Source organism: Paenibacillus sp. BT-177 (assembly GCF_025846815.2).
In the GTDB taxonomy this organism is placed as follows: Bacteria; Bacillota; Bacilli; order Paenibacillales; family Paenibacillaceae; genus Paenibacillus; species Paenibacillus polymyxa_C.
This window is the reverse complement of the sequence record NZ_JAOYTP010000002.1, coordinates 1-15,869: the sequence shown is the minus strand read 5'-3', so window position 1 is coordinate 15,869 and position 15,869 is coordinate 1. Positions and strand designations below refer to the sequence as shown.

15 protein-coding genes are annotated in these 15,869 nt (G+C 45.1%); 13 read left to right on the top strand and 2 right to left on the bottom strand.

Going from position 1 to position 15,869, the window contains the following annotated elements:
- Window positions 1-68 precede the first annotated feature (68 nt).
- Window positions 69-1,499, top strand: coding sequence for a pyruvate kinase (pyk, locus tag OIU26_RS06140; protein WP_013370340.1), 1,431 nt, complete (start codon window positions 69-71; stop codon window positions 1,497-1,499).
- Between the two features lie 94 nt (window positions 1,500-1,593).
- Here pyk and OIU26_RS06135 read toward each other — a convergent pair whose 3' ends face one another.
- Entirely contained in the window at window positions 1,594-2,481 is an 888-nt protein-coding gene (locus OIU26_RS06135) for a LysR family transcriptional regulator (protein WP_264216278.1), read from the bottom strand.
- A 206-nt stretch (window positions 2,482-2,687) separates the two neighbouring features.
- Between OIU26_RS06135 and OIU26_RS06130 the strand changes: the two genes are divergently transcribed.
- From OIU26_RS06130 to OIU26_RS06100, 7 genes are all read left to right on the top strand, one after another.
- Window positions 2,688-3,611: a phosphate ABC transporter substrate-binding protein gene (locus OIU26_RS06130; RefSeq protein WP_013370342.1), complete on the top strand. Its 924-nt coding sequence runs from the start codon at window positions 2,688-2,690 to the stop codon at window positions 3,609-3,611.
- A gap of 105 nt (window positions 3,612-3,716) precedes the next feature.
- Window positions 3,717-4,649, top strand: a complete 933-nt coding sequence (gene pstC, locus OIU26_RS06125) for a phosphate ABC transporter permease subunit PstC (RefSeq protein WP_013370343.1) — start codon at window positions 3,717-3,719, stop codon at window positions 4,647-4,649.
- Window positions 4,649-5,545: a phosphate ABC transporter permease PstA gene (gene pstA / locus OIU26_RS06120; RefSeq protein WP_013309592.1), complete on the top strand. Its 897-nt coding sequence runs from the start codon at window positions 4,649-4,651 to the stop codon at window positions 5,543-5,545. Before pstC ends, pstA begins: the two co-directional genes overlap by 1 nt.
- A gap of 17 nt (window positions 5,546-5,562) precedes the next feature.
- Window positions 5,563-6,405: a phosphate ABC transporter ATP-binding protein PstB gene (gene pstB / locus OIU26_RS06115; RefSeq protein WP_264216277.1), complete on the top strand. Its 843-nt coding sequence runs from the start codon at window positions 5,563-5,565 to the stop codon at window positions 6,403-6,405.
- A 206-nt stretch (window positions 6,406-6,611) separates the two neighbouring features.
- Complete coding sequence (pelA, locus tag OIU26_RS06110; protein WP_264216276.1) at window positions 6,612-7,820, top strand: pectate lyase; 1,209 nt, start codon at window positions 6,612-6,614, stop codon at window positions 7,818-7,820.
- Between the two features lie 135 nt (window positions 7,821-7,955).
- On the top strand, window positions 7,956-8,474 hold the full coding sequence (locus OIU26_RS06105) for an acyl-CoA thioesterase (protein WP_044785433.1): 519 nt from the start codon (window positions 7,956-7,958) through the stop codon (window positions 8,472-8,474).
- Window positions 8,471-8,869 (top strand): FxsA family protein, encoded by a 399-nt coding sequence (locus tag OIU26_RS06100; RefSeq protein ID WP_013370347.1) that lies wholly within the window; start codon window positions 8,471-8,473, stop codon window positions 8,867-8,869. The genes OIU26_RS06105 and OIU26_RS06100 overlap by 4 nt, the downstream gene beginning before the upstream one ends.
- Window positions 8,870-8,897: 28 nt before the next feature.
- Here OIU26_RS06100 and ytvI read toward each other — a convergent pair whose 3' ends face one another.
- The gene (gene ytvI, locus OIU26_RS06095; RefSeq protein WP_264216275.1) at window positions 8,898-10,016 is read right to left on the bottom strand and encodes a sporulation integral membrane protein YtvI; all 1,119 of its coding nucleotides are present in this window, start codon (window positions 10,014-10,016) and stop codon (window positions 8,898-8,900) included.
- Window positions 10,017-10,360: 344 nt separating this feature from the next.
- Between ytvI and citZ the strand changes: the two genes are divergently transcribed.
- From citZ to OIU26_RS06070, 5 genes are all read left to right on the top strand, one after another.
- Window positions 10,361-11,473 (top strand): citrate synthase, encoded by a 1,113-nt coding sequence (citZ, locus tag OIU26_RS06090; protein WP_013370349.1) that lies wholly within the window; start codon window positions 10,361-10,363, stop codon window positions 11,471-11,473.
- 147 nt (window positions 11,474-11,620) lie between these two features.
- A complete protein-coding gene (icd, locus tag OIU26_RS06085) occupies window positions 11,621-12,916 on the top strand; it encodes an NADP-dependent isocitrate dehydrogenase (RefSeq protein ID WP_016819629.1) in 1,296 nt (431 codons plus the stop codon).
- A gap of 16 nt (window positions 12,917-12,932) precedes the next feature.
- Entirely contained in the window at window positions 12,933-13,874 is a 942-nt protein-coding gene (gene mdh / locus OIU26_RS06080; RefSeq protein WP_264216274.1) for a malate dehydrogenase, read from the top strand.
- Window positions 13,875-14,224: 350 nt separating this feature from the next.
- Window positions 14,225-14,641 carry a hypothetical protein gene (locus OIU26_RS06075; protein WP_013370353.1) on the top strand — a complete coding sequence of 139 codons (417 nt, stop codon included), beginning with the start codon at window positions 14,225-14,227 and terminating at the stop codon, window positions 14,639-14,641.
- Window positions 14,642-14,853: 212 nt separating this feature from the next.
- A complete protein-coding gene (locus tag OIU26_RS06070) occupies window positions 14,854-15,723 on the top strand; it encodes an SDR family oxidoreductase (RefSeq protein ID WP_025676257.1) in 870 nt (289 codons plus the stop codon).
- Window positions 15,724-15,869 lie beyond the last annotated feature (146 nt).

The following is a 15,869-nucleotide window of genomic DNA, read 5'->3' as shown; positions in this document are numbered from 1 at the left end:
TGTAGTAGATTTAATTGTTGGAAAAAGATATAAAGAGTAGCACCTTTGAAAACGGAGGAAAAACCCAAATGCGCAAAACTAAGATTGTATGTACCATCGGTCCTTCCAGTGAATCATTGGAAAATGTGAAGAAACTGATTATGGCTGGTATGAACGTAGCCCGCCTGAATTTCTCTCACGGTGATTTCGAGGAGCATGGCAACCGGATTAAAAACATCCGTCAAGCTTGTAAGGAGCTTAACAAAAATGTTGCTATTTTGCTCGATACGAAGGGGCCGGAAATCCGGACAGGAAAGCTCGAAGTTGAACCTATTGAGCTTGTTCAGGACGAGTTCATTACGCTGACAACGGAAGAAATTCTCGGTACGCAAGATCGTATCTCCATTACGTACAAGGATCTTCCCTCGGACGTGGAGCCCGGCTCCACCATTCTGATCGACGATGGTCTGATCGGACTCACCGTTATTGAAGTATCAGGCACTGAAATCAAATGCCGCATTGTCAATGGCGGAACGATCAAAAGCAAGAAAGGCGTTAACGTTCCAGGCGTTGCTATCTCATTGCCTGGTATTACGGAGAAAGATGCTAATGATATCATTTTTGGTATTGAGCAGGACATTGATTTCATCGCGGCTTCTTTTGTTCGTAAAGCAAGTGATGTACTGGAAATCCGTGAATTGCTGGCGAAGCACAATGCAAGCCACATTCAAATCATCTCCAAAATAGAAAATCAGCAAGGTGTTGACAACCTGGATGAAATTTTGGAAGCTTCGGATGGTCTGATGGTTGCCCGTGGTGACCTCGGTGTGGAAATCCCTGCTGAAGAAGTGCCTCTGGCGCAAAAATTGATGATTAACAAATGTAATGTAGCTGGCAAGCCTGTTATTACAGCAACACAAATGCTGGATTCCATGCAACGTAACCCGCGTCCGACTCGTGCGGAAGCAAGTGACGTAGCCAATGCTATTTTTGACGGAACAGATGCAATTATGCTGTCCGGCGAAACAGCTGCTGGGAAATATCCGGTAGAATCTGTATTGACAATGTCACGTATTGCCGAAAAAGCTGAGTCTTCTCTGAACTACCGCGATTTGTTCAAAAAACAAAGAACGGCGCAAGAAATTAGTATTACAGAAGCAATCAGCCAATCCGTTTCTATTTCTGCTCTTGACCTGCATGCCAAAGCAATCCTGACGTCCACACAAAGCGGAACAACAGCGCGTATGATCTCTAAATACCGTCCAGAAGCTCCGATTATCGCTGTGACAACACAGGAAAGAACAGTTCGCCGTTTGGCTCTGATCTGGGGCGTACATGCAGTACAAGGCAGACCAATCGTCGACACAACAGATAGTCTGTTTGACAATGCGCTGGAAGGTGGTCGCAAATCTGGCCTCGTTAAAGAGGGCGATTTGGTTGTGATTACAGCGGGCGTACCTCTTGGTGATTCCGGTTCCACGAACCTGATCAAAATTAGCTGCGTTCCAGCACAAGCGTAATTGTAGTCTCCACGAAGTAATACTGGGACGGCATCTACTCGTTACAGAAGCAAAAGAGCATTCAGGTCAATAAGACCTGAATGCTCTTTTTTTGTTAGCTAGTTCTTATTCCTTCTCGTCGTATAAAATCAAGGAATGCCTGTTGCATCATGTTCTTATGTGTATCTTGTTGATATACGATGTTTATTTGATAATGGCTCTTTGTGCTGTCAGTTTCGGGATAAGGAAGCCATTCCACCGAGGGGATAGTATGATCCTCGCTACGAACTCCGCAGGCAGGAAAGAAGGCAAGCGCTTCTCCGCTACTAACCACTTGCTTTACTGCTTCCCAAGAGTTGATTTCCAGTTGGGATTTAACTAGCGAGGAATAGGAATCTACAACGGATGCCCCGCTATATTTTACCCATATGTGTTTATCCAGCGTATCGGCCCCATTGATGTCCAGTGACTTGGATGTCTCTGCCGATGCAGAGCGGATAATTCCCACCTGATCTGAAGCCACTGGTTCTGCCACAGTATTCTCCAGAAGAGATTCTCCATCGTCGAGAAAAGCAAAATCAACTTCTCCGTCTTTCAGTAGCTGCTTGATTACATCCGGAGATTGAATTTCTAACTGAATACGACATTCTGGATATTGTTGAGCAAAATCAGCCATGATAGTCGGGAGAAGATACATGCCTGAAATCGACTCTGCGCCCAGATGTAAGAGGCCCTGTGATTGTTCTGTCAGTTCATCTACAGCTTGTCTGGCTTCTTGCTCGAGAGAGAGAATCTGCTTTGCGTAAGGCAACATTTTTTTACCAGCCTCGGTTAGCATAATTCTGCCTTGTTGAAGAGAGAACAGGGTCGCACCCATTTCCTTTTCCAGACTTTTCATATGGAAGCTGACGGTGGGCTGTTTGATTTGCAAAGTTTCGGCCACCTCTGTTGCTTTATGGAATTTGTCGATCAGCACTAAGATGCGCAATTTTAAAATATTCATGGAATCGAATAATTCTCCTTACTTGATATTTATGCGTGAATTTACACTATAGATTAATTATATACCGAAAAACAATTTATCTATCAATATTTTATATTTGTTTTACAAAACCTAGTCGTTCGTCTAACATTCCAGGCCTACAATGTAAAAGTGTTGATGGTCATAAATAAAAAACCGTCACTTAACTAAGGGGAGGACAATAAAAAATGTTGAAAAAATGGCCGTTCATTCTGATGACTCTCACCATGGTATTTGCACTTGCAGCTTGCGGATCAGGTAACAATGCTGCACCACAAGGAGATGCTGCTGCAGGAACAGACAATAAAGCAGCTGCTGAACTGACAGGTAATATTCTGGCTGTTGGCTCCACTGCACTTCAACCATTGGTAGAGCAAGCGGGACAAAAATTTATGGCTGTCGATAAATATAAAGGCATTGCAGTTCAAGTGCAGGGTGGCGGTAGCGGTACTGGCTTGACTCAAGTATCCGGTGGACAAGCGGATATCGGTAACTCTGACGTGTTTGCAAAGGAGAAACTGGAGAGCGGCGCAGAAGAGTTGGTCGATCACCAAGTAGCTGTTGTAGCCATGTCAGCGGTAGCGAATCCTAAAGTAGGCGTAACAGACCTGAAGAAAGATCAACTGGTACAAATCTTCACAGGTAAAATTACGAACTGGAAAGAAGTTGGTGGTGCAGATCAAAAAATCGTGATCGTGAACCGTCCAAGCAGCTCCGGTACTCGTGCAACCTTTGAAAAATATGCGCTGGGACAAAAAACGGAAGATCTGCCAGGCTCCATCCAGGAAGATTCCTCTGGTACTGTGAAAAAGCTGATTGCTGAAACACCTGGTGCGATTGGTTACCTGGCTCTGTCCTACATCGACAACACAGTTACTGCTTTGAAGTATGACGGTGTGGAAGCTAACGTTGAAAATGTAGAACAAGGTAAATATCCAGTGTGGGCATATGAGCATATGTACACCAAGGGTGAGCCAAAAGAACATGTAAAAGCATTCTTGGACTACATTCTGTCTGATGAAATCCAAAAAACAGACGTTGTAGACTTGGGATACATTCCGGTATCAGGTATGCAAGTGAAACGTGATGCTGACGGTAATATCACGAAATAAGGAGAGCGATCTCCTGTTCGGATGAACGCAGCTAACGCGAGTATATTCACGAAGAAGAGGCGGACTAGCGTCCGGCCTCTATTCTTCGGTTAAAGGAGTCACAGTATGGAACCAATTGAAGGGAAGGCATACATGGAACAGAATAAACGATCCCGAGTTATGAAAGAAAGACATTACTGGGAAGAATGGACCGGCCGCATCTATACGTCGGTTTGTGTCGTTTTTTTAGTTGCAGTCATTGTCTCCATCGTATATTTTGTTGCCTCCAAAGGTGTAGCTACATTTGCGGTGAATGGAGTCAGTCTGCGGGAATTTTTCTTTGGAACCAAATGGAGCCCGGATGGCGAGCCCAAGTCCTTCGGCGCGCTTCCGTTCATTACGGGTTCTTTTGCCGTAACCATATTAGCGGCCTTAATTGCCAGTCCGCTTAGCTTGTGTGCAGCTTTGTTTATGACGGAAATCGTGCCAAAATCGGGTAAACGTATCCTTCAGCCTGCCATTGAATTATTATCCGGCATTCCGTCGGTTGTCTATGGCTTTGTCGGCTTGACCGTAATCGTCCCACTGCTGAGAAACGTGTTTGGGGGACAAGGCATCGGTATTCTCGCAGGTTGCCTTGTGTTGTCAGTTATGATTTTACCGACAATTACGAGTATTATGGCGGATGCGTTGTCTTCTTTGCCGGGAGGGCTGCGTGAATCCTCTTATGCGTTGGGTGCTACCCGCTGGCAGACGATTGCCCGTGTTATTATTCCGACGTTGCTGCCTGCTCTTTTAACAGGAATTATTCTCGGTATGGCTCGTGCCTTCGGAGAAGCATTGGCTGTACAGATGGTTATCGGGAATGCTCCGCACATACCGCATTCCTTGCTGGAATCCGCTTCGACCTTGACCAGCGTTATTACACTTAGCATGGGCAACACAGCGATGGGCTCTGTTCATAACAATGCACTCTGGAGTATGGCGCTTGTTCTTCTGCTCATGACATTCATTTTCGTGCTGCTGGTAAGGCTGCTTGAAAGGAGAAACCGGGTTTGATGAAAGCTAAAACGACCGACAAGATCGCTACATTTGTAATCTGTTTCTTCGCCTTGTTCATTGTTGCTCTTTTGGTGGGATTACTGGGCTTCATTTTGGCCCGCGGAGTCAGTCATATTTCTTTTGATTTTCTAACCAGTGCTCCACAAACGTTACGTGCAGGTGGCGGCATTGGTCCGCAACTGTTTAATTCTGTATTTTTGCTAATCTTAACTTTGATTATTACCATTCCAATTGGCTGGGGCGCCGGCATTTACATGGCGCAATATGCAAAGCCGGGAAAAATTACGGACTTCATACGACTTGTCGTCGAAGTATTGTCCTCGTTCCCGTCGATTGTCATTGGATTGTTTGGACTATTACTCATCGTCAATACGTTTGATTTTGGCTTTTCTCTCTTGTCAGGAGCCTTGGCATTGGCCGTCTTCAACCTGCCGCTGATGGTTCGTACAACTGAGCAGGCTTTCCGTGCTGTACCGAAGGAGCAAAAGGAAGCCGGACTTGCGCTCGGATTGTCCAAGTGGAAAATCATTACCTCCATTTTGTTGCCAGCAGCGCTGCCAAGCTTGATTACGGGTACCATCTTGGCCGCAGGCCGTATTTTCGGGGAAGCCGCCGCATTGCTGTTTACCGCAGGGATGAGTACACCGCCGCTTGATTTTACCGATTGGAATCCATTGCATGCCAGATCGCCTATTAATCCGATGCGACCTGCCGAAACATTGGCTGTTCATATTTGGAAGGTCAACAGTGAAGGCATTGCTCCTGACTCCAAAGATATCGCCGCAGGCGCTTCTGCGGTATTGGTGCTGCTGGTACTGGTCTTCAACTTGAGTGCAAGATGGTTCGGAAGAGTCGTTTACCGTCGGTTGACAGCTGCCAAACGAATGGATTAGAAAGGGGATGGAGAACAATGGAACATGTGATTACACGAACGGCACAAACCGTCACACCAGCAACATCCGTTCAGTCTACGCGTTCAGAACAACTTGCGGGGCAAGCGCCACATCCGTTCAGTACTGAGGATTTGAGTATTTATTACGGAAGCTTTGAGGCTGTAAAAAAAGTAAACTTAGCTTTTCCAGAGCAGACCGTGACCGCCCTGATTGGGCCTTCCGGTTGTGGTAAATCGACTTTTTTGCGTTCCCTTAACCGAATGAATGATGAGATTGCGTCTTCATCGACAACGGGACATATTTGGATGGACGGACAGGATTTAACGGCACCTGAGACGGACGTGATCAAGCTGCGTCAGCAAATTGGTATGGTGTGGCAGCGGCCTAACCCTTTTTACAAATCGATTTATAATAACATTGCCTTCGGTCCTAAATACCGGGGAGTGCGTAAAAAGAAGCAGCTTGATGAAATCGTCGAAAGCAGCCTGCGTAAGGCAGCATTATGGGATGAGGTCAAGGATCGTCTTCACGATTCGGCTCTTGCTCTGTCTGGCGGGCAACAGCAGCGGCTTTGTATTGCACGTGCTCTTTCCGTTCAACCGAAAATTCTGTTGCTTGACGAGCCAGCTTCCGCGCTGGACCCTGTGTCTACAGGCAAGGTCGAAGAGCTTATTACCGAATTGAAAAAAGAACTGCGCATCGTTATTGTGACGCACAATATGCAGCAGGCTGCACGGATTTCCGATTATACTGCCTATTTTTATGTTGGAAGTTTGGTTGAACATGGGAAAACAAATGATATTTTCACCAATCCTGAAAACGAGTTGACTCAAGAGTATATCATGGGTCGCTTTGGATAAGCCGTGCAGATTGACAACTTGTTATAGATATAAAACATGAAAAACATCTTACTAATCTAGTATTGGTAAGATGTTTTTTTATTAGTTTAGTAAACTCTTACATTTGTATATAATAAAATATATTGATTATTTGGTTATATTTTCATATAATACATGTGTTTAATAGTTCTTGTAATACCACAATCCAATTAAAGGAGAGGTTTGCAATGAGGTTTAACGTTAAAAAATCTGTCAAATGGATTGCTTTTTCTGGAATGGCTATTACCCTAACAACTGGACTTATTAGCCCTTCATGGGCAGCAGCTGAGCAGGATGTGACTGATGCAGGTGCGAGTGTTACCCAAGCCGTGTACAATGATGCAAACGTTTACAAAAATGCTGTTGTTCCACTGGCTAGTGTGAATGTGAGCAGTTTGCTGGACAAGTATCGTGATTTTAGTAAATTTTCTACAGGAAATACATCCAAGGACACTACGCTTGCTTTGAATATTGTATCGTGGCAATTGCCGCATGGTGGATTCTTCAAAGCGATGGAAAAGAATTATAAATCCAAATGGGATGGCAAGGCAGCACGTTCTACATGGAAGAGCAAGGATGGTGTCGAACTCGGAACGTTTGATAACGAGGCCACGACAACCGAGATCCGCTTTTTAGCGGATGTATACAAAAAAACTAAAAACAAAGACATCAAGAACAGTGTGCAAAAAGCAATCGACTTTGTATTAACCTCTCAATATTCCTCCGGTGCTTGGCCGCAGGTTTACCCTAAACGCGGTAATTACTCAGATGCCGCAACTTACAACGATGATGCAATGGTTAGAGTGATGGTACTGGCAGATGACATTGTAAACAAAAGGCAGCCGTTTGATAGCGATATTCTTGACAATACATATCGCTCCAGACTTCAGCAGGCTCTGAATAAAGGCGTACAGTACACAATTAAAGCTCAAATTGTAAACAATGGCACACCGACAATTTGGGGAGCACAGCATGATCCGGTTACTTATGAATCTGTACCTGCGCGAGCATTCGAGCTTGCTTCCAAAACAACTACGGAATCGGTAGGCATTACGGCCTTCTTGATGTCTCAACCGCAGACGGCTGAGGTGAAAAAGGCTGCTCAGAGTGCCTTGAAATGGTTTGACACGAATCGGATCGACGGTATGAAATACAACCGTCAAGGTCCGGAGTTTTTCCAAAAGGATGCATCAAGCGTGATGTGGTATCGTTTCTACAATGTGGAGGACAATAAGTATTTCTTCTCAGACCGAGATGGCAAAAAGTATACGGACATCATGAAAATTAGTGAAGAAAGACGACTCGGTTACGCCTGGGCGGGAAGTCAAGCGAAGAGCTTACTGAAACTGGCTTCGGAAAGTGGATATTATAAACTGTCCAAGCCGTTGCCACAATAATAAAGCCATCATTGTAAATGCTTTGAGAGGGAGGGCCGTATGGTTCGGCCCTCTTTTTGTTCCCAGGCGGTAAATATGGTTTAATGGAGAGAGGGCAAAATAGAGATAAAGATGCACAAAGATAGGAGAGCTTGTATGACTCAAGAGGAGAAACAAACGCAACTACGATGGTATGGCGCACCTCTACGTGTCCGTTATCAGGAAAGCGACCAGATGGGGGTCGTGTATCATGCGAATTATTTAAACTGGTTTGAGATCGGGCGTACGGAAATGATCCGGCAGGCAGGCTTTAACTACCGGAGTATGGAAGATCGGGGAGTTTTGCTGCCAGTTATTGAAATCAATGCGAAATATGCGAGTCCTGCTCGATATGATGATTTAGTTACTATTTATACCGCTATTACGGACTTCTCCAGACTACGTTTGAACTATACTTATGAGGTTCGACGGGTAACGGAGGAGGAGCACCAAAAGAATGTGGGAAAGGTATGGACAGAGGCTGACACGCTGCCGGGAGAACTGCTGGTCACGGGAACGACACGACATGTGTGGCTGAATACCGACTGGAAGCCCGTTCGGCTTGATCAGGCACTACCTGAGTTGTACACTGCGTTAAGGTCTGCTTTTGCAGGCGGGGAGGGACAGAAGTCATGATGATGCGTAAACGTCTGTGGCTGTTGCTGCTGCTCATTCCTTTGGCGGAGCTGTACGGGTTTATATGGGTAAGTCACTGGATTGGAGCGGGGAAAACTATTCTGCTCATTATTCTGACGACCTTGATTGGCGCTGCCATGATGCAATTTGAAGGCCGAAAGGTGATTGCCGATGCCAAAAATGAAATGAATCGGGGCCAAATGCCCGGCCGTAAAATGCTAGATGGATTATGTGTGTTTTTCGGTGGGAGCTTGCTGCTCATCCCTGGATTTATAACGGATATTATTGGTTTTACGTTGGTATTTCCTTTAACACGAGTATTGTACCGACGTTTTTTATTAAAGTGGCTGGAGAAAAAAATGAAAAACGGCAGTATTACATTTCGGCGCTTTTGACTGAGCTGCCGTTATCCCCTATCCATGACTAACGGACTCTTCCAGCAAGAATATAGTTGCGCAAGTCCTGAATGACATTTGCGCGATTTAGTGCATCGAGGACGATGAGTGATACAGGTCCGATAATGAGTCCTAAAGCGCCAAACAGCTTGAGCCCGATGAACATACCGATGAGGGTGGGAAGCGGGTTCAATCCCACGCTGCTGGCCAGCACCTTAGGCTCCACGATCTGCCGTCCAATCAACAGGATGGCATATAGGATCGACAATCCAACCCCTAGTGCTAAATTCCCTGACATATACGCATACAGTATCCACGGAATCATCACAATGCCAACCCCTAAATAAGGTAACAAATCCACCAGCCCGATCATCAAACCGATAGTAAAGGCCGATTCCACACGCAAGATGAACAACCCAATGATAACCGTTAATGCCGTAATGGAAATGATAATAAACTGTGCACGCAAATAGCCGTACAATGCTTTACGCAGATCGTGCCAAATATCTGACAATGGTTTGCGGATCGTATCTGGAACCGTATTCGAAAGTATCCGATAATGTCGATCCCAATCCTTACTAATAAAAAAGGCCGATAATACAATAACCATAAGCACAGCTCCCATATTAGGCAGAGAGGTTAGTAAATTCAAAACCCCATTAAAAAATTGACCAACTAGCGTAGTAACAGCCGAACTGACGGTTTGAGTCGTTTTATCAATATTGCTGTTGATGGTGTGTTGGTAATCGGGATTATCCCGAATAAAATGGTTGATTTCAATAATTATATTTTGGATCAAATCGCTTTGAGTCCAATCAATAAACAGGCTTTTAAAACGCTCGATATGCCCGTCAAAAGTCATGGCCAGCTTAATCACTTCTCGAACCATGCGGGTGATTGCAGCAGACAGGATGATTGCGATTCCGCCTAAATATACAAATAATGAGACCGTGACAGCTGCCCAACGCGGCATACGAGCCTTGTTACGCAAAAAAACGACCAGTGGGTTCATAGCATAGGCCACAAGCCAGGCGAATAGGAAAGGATAAACGAGAGGGAACAGCACATATATGCCCAGCAACAGAGCTGCAATCACGATTACGACCCATAGAGCACGTAATATGCGATTCAGGATTAACCGACTCAAGCGCTCACGACTCCTTTCTTTTCGATGGTGTCCCTTAAAATCAGTGCTCTACTATACTTATGCGGGGAGAGGGTAAGACAAGACCTATGTAAAAAAGTGCAAATGAGCTCATATTTTTTGTAAGGGGTTTCAAAAATTTCTTTATAGAAGCGATAAAACATTTGAATGTGTTGGAATAGCCCTCAATGTTCACATAAACGACAAAATCCAGTATAGTGAAAGAAGGTTTAAATATTGACATATGGCGTTAACATTACTCAGCTATTTAAAAGACATATCTTACTTTTGAAAATGTTTACATTGCAAGTCCGTTCACAATGTTTTTACAAAGGAGAGATGTAACGATGACGGCGACCAAAGGTCTGGAAGGGATCGTAGCGACCACTTCCTCCATAAGCTCTATCGTAGATGGCGTTCTCACGTACCGGGGTTATAACATTGATGATTTGGCTGTTAACGCCGACTTTGAAGAGGTAGCTTATTTGTTGTGGTTTGGAAAATTACCTGACCAAGAACAATTGCAAGAGCTTCGCAGCCAGTTAAGCGACTATGCTGCTATTCCGGATGAAATTATTACTCAATTAAAGTTATACCCGAAAGAATTGAGCACGATGGCTGCCTTGAGGTCAGCTGTATCGTCTCTTGCTTTGTATGACCCAGAGGCGGATGATATGTCAAGAGAGTCCAATGTGACTAAAACCGTCAAGCTTCAGGCGCAATTGCCCACAATTGTGGCAGCCATAGCACGTATACGCGAAGGCTTGGAACCAATTGCGCCTAAAAAAGGTGTTTCTATTGCTGAAAACTTTTTGTATCAGCTGACTGGCAGGGATCCGGAGGAGACGGCTATTAAAGCGTTCAATCAGGCTCTCGTGCTGCATGCCGATCATGAGTTGAATGCTTCGACCTTTGCTGCGCGTGTAACGGTAGCCACTTTATCAGATATTTATTCCGGGATCACGTCTGCCATCGGGGCCTTAAAAGGACCGTTGCATGGTGGAGCCAATGAGGCTGTTGCTAAAACGTTGGAGGAGATTGGCGGTCTGGATCAGGTGGACTCCTATATTCAGGCCAAACTGGATAACCGCGAAAAAATTATGGGCTTCGGACATCGTGTCTATAAAAACGGTGATCCGCGTGCCAAGCATTTGCACAAAATGTCCCGCGAACTGGGAGAAATGAACGGCGACACTACATTGTTTGATATGTCAGTTCGAATTGAAAGTATTGTAACAGGGCAAAAAGGCTTGAAACCGAATGTGGATTTTTATTCTGCTTCCGTATATACCCAGCTGGGTATTAAGAGGGATTTGTTTACTCCTATCTTTGCTATGAGCCGTGTATCGGGGTGGACTGCACATATTTTAGAGCAGTATGAAAATAACCGTTTGATTCGTCCTCGTGCCGAATACACAGGCCCAATGGATCAAAAATATGTGTCACCAGAGTTGCGCTAACCTTTGGAGGAAGATTGAGGTTGTATACCCTGAATTTAAAAAATAAGGTACAATAGAAGGGTCGGCGAGAGATGTAATTTTTTGTCTATGATAAAGATCATGTCTTTCGTCCTGTACCCATTCATATCTGAGGAGGAAAAGGAACTTATGGCGAAATTTGAAAAGTTTGAGCTCCCAACTGAAGGCGAAAAAATTACGATTGATAACGGTCAACTGCAGGTTCCAAACCATCCGGTCATTCCGTTTATCGAAGGTGACGGCACAGGTCGCGACATCTGGAAAGCTTCCAAGCGCGTACTGGACGCAGCTGTAGAAAAAGCATATAACGGCACGAAAAAGATTGCCTGGTATGAAGTTTTCGCTGGTGAGAAAGCTTTCAATACATACGGCGAGTGGCTCCCTAACGATACGTTGGAAGCCATCCGTGAGTATATTGTAGCCATTAAAGGTCCACTTACGACACCTATTGGCGGTGGTATCCGTTCATTGAATGTGGCATTGCGCCAAGAACTGGATTTATACGTTTGCCTGCGTCCTGTCCGTTACTTTAACGGTGTCCCGTCTCCAGTAAAACGTCCTGAGTTGGTGGACATGGTCATTTTCCGTGAGAACACAGAAGATATCTACGCAGGGATCGAATATGCCGAAGGGTCCGAAGACGTGAAAAAGGTGATTCAGTTCCTTCAGCAAGAGCTGGGCGTGAATAAAATCCGTTTCCCTGAAACTTCAGGAATTGGGATCAAGCCAGTGTCTTCCGAGGGGTCAAAGCGTCTGGTACGGGCAGCTATTCAGTATGCTGTTGACCACGGACGCAAGAGTGTAACGCTCGTACACAAAGGTAACATTATGAAATTTACCGAAGGTGCCTTCAAGAACTGGGGCTATGAAGTAGCCGAGCAAGAATTTGCAGATAAAGTATTTACTTGGGCCCAGTATGATGTCATCAAGGAAAAAGAAGGTGAGGATGCGGCAAATGCAGCTCAAAAAGCAGCTGAAGATGCAGGCAAAATCATTATCAAGGATGCGATTGCTGATATTGCACTTCAGCAGGTGCTGACTCGTCCTTCTGAATTTGATGTCATTGCTACGCTGAACCTGAACGGGGACTATCTGTCCGATGCTCTTGCTGCTCAAGTTGGTGGAATCGGTATCGCGCCAGGTGCAAACATTAACTATGTAACCGGGCATGCTATCTTTGAAGCTACACATGGTACAGCTCCCAAATATGCTGACAAAGACGTAGTGAACCCAGGTTCCGTAATTCTGTCCGGCGTCATGCTGCTTGAACACTTGGGTTGGAAAGAAGCAGCTGACCTGATTTACAAAGGACTGGAGACGTCCATTAATAAGAAGATTGTAACTTATGACTTTGCCCGTCTGATGGATGGTGCTACACAGGTGAAATGCTCCGAGTTCGCGGATACCATTATTAGTAACCTGTAAGGAAGGGGAATACTACTTGACCATTCAACGCAAAAAAATATCCATTGTTGGCGCCGGTTTTACCGGTGCCACTACCGCATTGCTGCTGGCTCAAAAGGAGTTAGGTGATATCGTACTCATCGATATTCCGCAACTAGAGAATCCGACTAAAGGCAAAGCGCTTGATATTTTGGAAGCTGGTCCAGTGCAGGGATTTGACACCCAGATCATGGGCACTTCTAATTACGAGGATGCAGCCGACTCGGATATCGTCATTATTACAGCCGGGATCGCGCGCAAGCCGGGTATGAGCCGTGATGATTTGGTCAATACGAACGCAGAAATTGTAAAATCCGTATGTGAGAATGTGAAGAAGTATGCGCCCGATTCTATCGTCATTATCCTGAGTAATCCGGTCGATGCTATGACCTATACTGCATACCAAACGCTTGATTTCCCGAAAAATCGGGTTATTGGTCAATCAGGTGTGCTGGATACAGCTCGGTATTGTACCTTTATTGCACAGGAACTGAACGTTTCGGTTGAAGACGTGCGCGGCTTCGTTATGGGTGGTCACGGTGATGATATGGTGCCGCTCGTACGCTATTCCAGCGTGGGAGGTATACCTATCGAAAACCTGATTTCTCAGGAACGTATCAAGGCGATCGTACAACGTACACGAGTGGGCGGCGGAGAGATCGTTAACCTATTGGGTAATGGCAGCGCATATTATGCTCCGGCAGCTTCGCTTGCGCAAATGACAGAAGCGATTGTAAAAGATAAAAAACGGATTATTCCAGTCATTGCTTACCTGGAAGGAGAGTATGGCTATCAGGACTTGTTCCTCGGTGTGCCTACACTTCTTGGCGGTAATGGCATCGAAAAAGTGTTCGAGTTGGAATTGACAGCCGAAGAAAAAGCAGCGCTCGATGAATCCGCTGAAGCGGTTCGCAATGTGACTAAAATAGTCAACGTATAGATCCGATTTTCTACTAAAACAGTATACTTTTACTTGAAGAGGTGTCCCCTAGCCATCGTTATGGCTGCTGGCCACCTCTTTCATTTTTTAATAGTCTATTCGTTTTCTTCCTTTTCATTTAATATTGAAAATTTCAGTTTGGGTTTGTACCCTCCCCCCAAGCTGAAACTTTCCCCGTCGTATTCCTTTGCTTTGATCCACTTCCCCGGTATAATAGAGTTCATATGCACTAATAGTTACATAGAAAAGCATGTCCCAAAACATTGCAAAGATGCTAGTCATTCGTTGGAATATGATCGTTCTATGGAAAAAAGTTTGTAAGAAAACAAAGAACTGGGAGGTTGTAAAAAATGTTTTTTATTCACATTATTGGATCACTGGCAATGGGCTTTTATTTATTGCTTCCCTTCGTTGTGGGCAAAATCGACAAATTGGCTCCAAGCGCGCAGGAAGGGACAATATCGGCTGTACAGCTATTGAACCGTCTGGCTCAATTTGCACTGATTCTTGTCCTTATTAGCGGCATCTATATGATCTTTGTTTGGGATTCTTATTCGGTAGCATGGATCGTTGTTGTGTTGGTGTTGTTTCTTGCCATTTCCGGTATCGCTGGTGCTATGGGTAAGCCATTACGCTTGTCACTGGAAGCGGTTCGCAACCAACAGCCGATTACGCAATACGCTGGTAAAATGCGGATGTTCAGCACGCTGCTGGCTGTCTTCATGATTCTAATTACGATTTTAATGGTATACAGCCATATTATTTAATGAACCATTTTAATCGGCCAATTAAATAATGACGAAGGCTAACGTTGAATAAAGCGGTCTGTGCAGAATAAGCACAGGCCGTTTTTTTGTGTGCTCATATAGCTAGTTTTTTCTTTTTTCGTTTAACCGATAAGTTTGTGTGGTAAATCAGGAGTAGAGTGGATGCAAATGTTGCATCCTAAAAATATCTGATTTTGAAGGGAGAATGTATAATGGCTAAAAGCAACCAACCTCAGCAAACCTTGCCCCCACAGCATCAGGACCAGCAACCAGGGATTGAATCCAAAATGACGCCTGCACCTCAATTTGAAAAACCAACTTACAAAGCGGCTGGCAAGCTCACAGGCAAAGTTGCACTGATTACTGGTGGAGACAGTGGAATTGGGCGGGCTGTAGCTGTCACGTATGCCAAAGAAGGTGCGGACGTAGCTATCGTCTACTTGAATGAGCATAAGGATGCGGAAGAAACCAAGCGTCAAGTCGAACAGGAAGGACGCAAATGCGTGTTGATTCCTGGCGATATCGGAGATGACCAATTTGCCAAAAAAGCGGTGCAACAGACGGTGAACGAACTGGGCAAGCTCGACATTGTCGTGAACAATGCGGCCGAGCAGCATCCACAGCAAAAGCTGGAGGATATCACCAAAGAACAGTTGGAGCGCACGTTCCGTACGAATATCTTCGGTATGTTCTTCCTGACACAAGCGGCATTGCCGCATTTGAAGAAAGGGAGCGCGATCGTCAACACAACGTCGATTACCGCGTATGCTGGGAATAAGACACTCATTGATTATTCCTCCACCAAAGGGGCAATCACATCATTCACTCGTTCCCTTTCGCTCAATTTGGCGGATCAAGGTATTCGGGTGAACGCTGTAGCACCAGGACCGATCTGGACACCGTTAATCCCGTCTACATTTGATGCAAAAACAGTGAGCGAATTTGGAGGAGCACAGCCTATGAAACGCCCAGGTCAGCCGGAAGAATTGGCGCCAGCTTATGTGTACCTTGCCTCAGACGATTCGTCTTATGTAAGCGGGCAGGTTATTCATATTAATGGCGGTGAAGTTGTAAACGGATAAGAGGATAAAGAAAAGGTTGGGGCAGTCGGGACTGACCCCCGTTTGTGAGACAGGGATCAAAACACCTTCCAAGTTTAAGCAGCCAGTTGTCGGAAATGAACCGGCGACTGGTTGTTTAGTTTTGTTTGAATGCGAATTGAGTTATA

Bases quoted from the DNA above. Each gene is read 5' to 3' on its own strand.
- pyk (WP_013370340.1), top strand. From the start codon at position 69: ATGCGCAAAACTAAGATTGTATGTACCATCGGTCCTTCCAGTGAATCA.
- OIU26_RS06135 (WP_264216278.1), bottom strand. From the start codon at position 2,481: ATGAATATTTTAAAATTGCGCATCTTAGTGCTGATCGACAAATTCCAT.
- OIU26_RS06130 (WP_013370342.1), top strand. From the start codon at position 2,688: ATGTTGAAAAAATGGCCGTTCATTCTGATGACTCTCACCATGGTATTT.
- pstC (WP_013370343.1), top strand. From the start codon at position 3,717: ATGGAACCAATTGAAGGGAAGGCATACATGGAACAGAATAAACGATCC.
- pstA (WP_013309592.1), top strand. From the start codon at position 4,649: ATGAAAGCTAAAACGACCGACAAGATCGCTACATTTGTAATCTGTTTC.
- pstB (WP_264216277.1), top strand. From the start codon at position 5,563: ATGGAACATGTGATTACACGAACGGCACAAACCGTCACACCAGCAACA.
- pelA (WP_264216276.1), top strand. From the start codon at position 6,612: ATGAGGTTTAACGTTAAAAAATCTGTCAAATGGATTGCTTTTTCTGGA.
- OIU26_RS06105 (WP_044785433.1), top strand. From the start codon at position 7,956: ATGACTCAAGAGGAGAAACAAACGCAACTACGATGGTATGGCGCACCT.
- OIU26_RS06100 (WP_013370347.1), top strand. From the start codon at position 8,471: ATGATGATGCGTAAACGTCTGTGGCTGTTGCTGCTGCTCATTCCTTTG.
- citZ (WP_013370349.1), top strand. From the start codon at position 10,361: ATGACGGCGACCAAAGGTCTGGAAGGGATCGTAGCGACCACTTCCTCC.
- icd (WP_016819629.1), top strand. From the start codon at position 11,621: ATGGCGAAATTTGAAAAGTTTGAGCTCCCAACTGAAGGCGAAAAAATT.
- OIU26_RS06075 (WP_013370353.1), top strand. From the start codon at position 14,225: ATGTTTTTTATTCACATTATTGGATCACTGGCAATGGGCTTTTATTTA.
- OIU26_RS06070 (WP_025676257.1), top strand. From the start codon at position 14,854: ATGGCTAAAAGCAACCAACCTCAGCAAACCTTGCCCCCACAGCATCAG.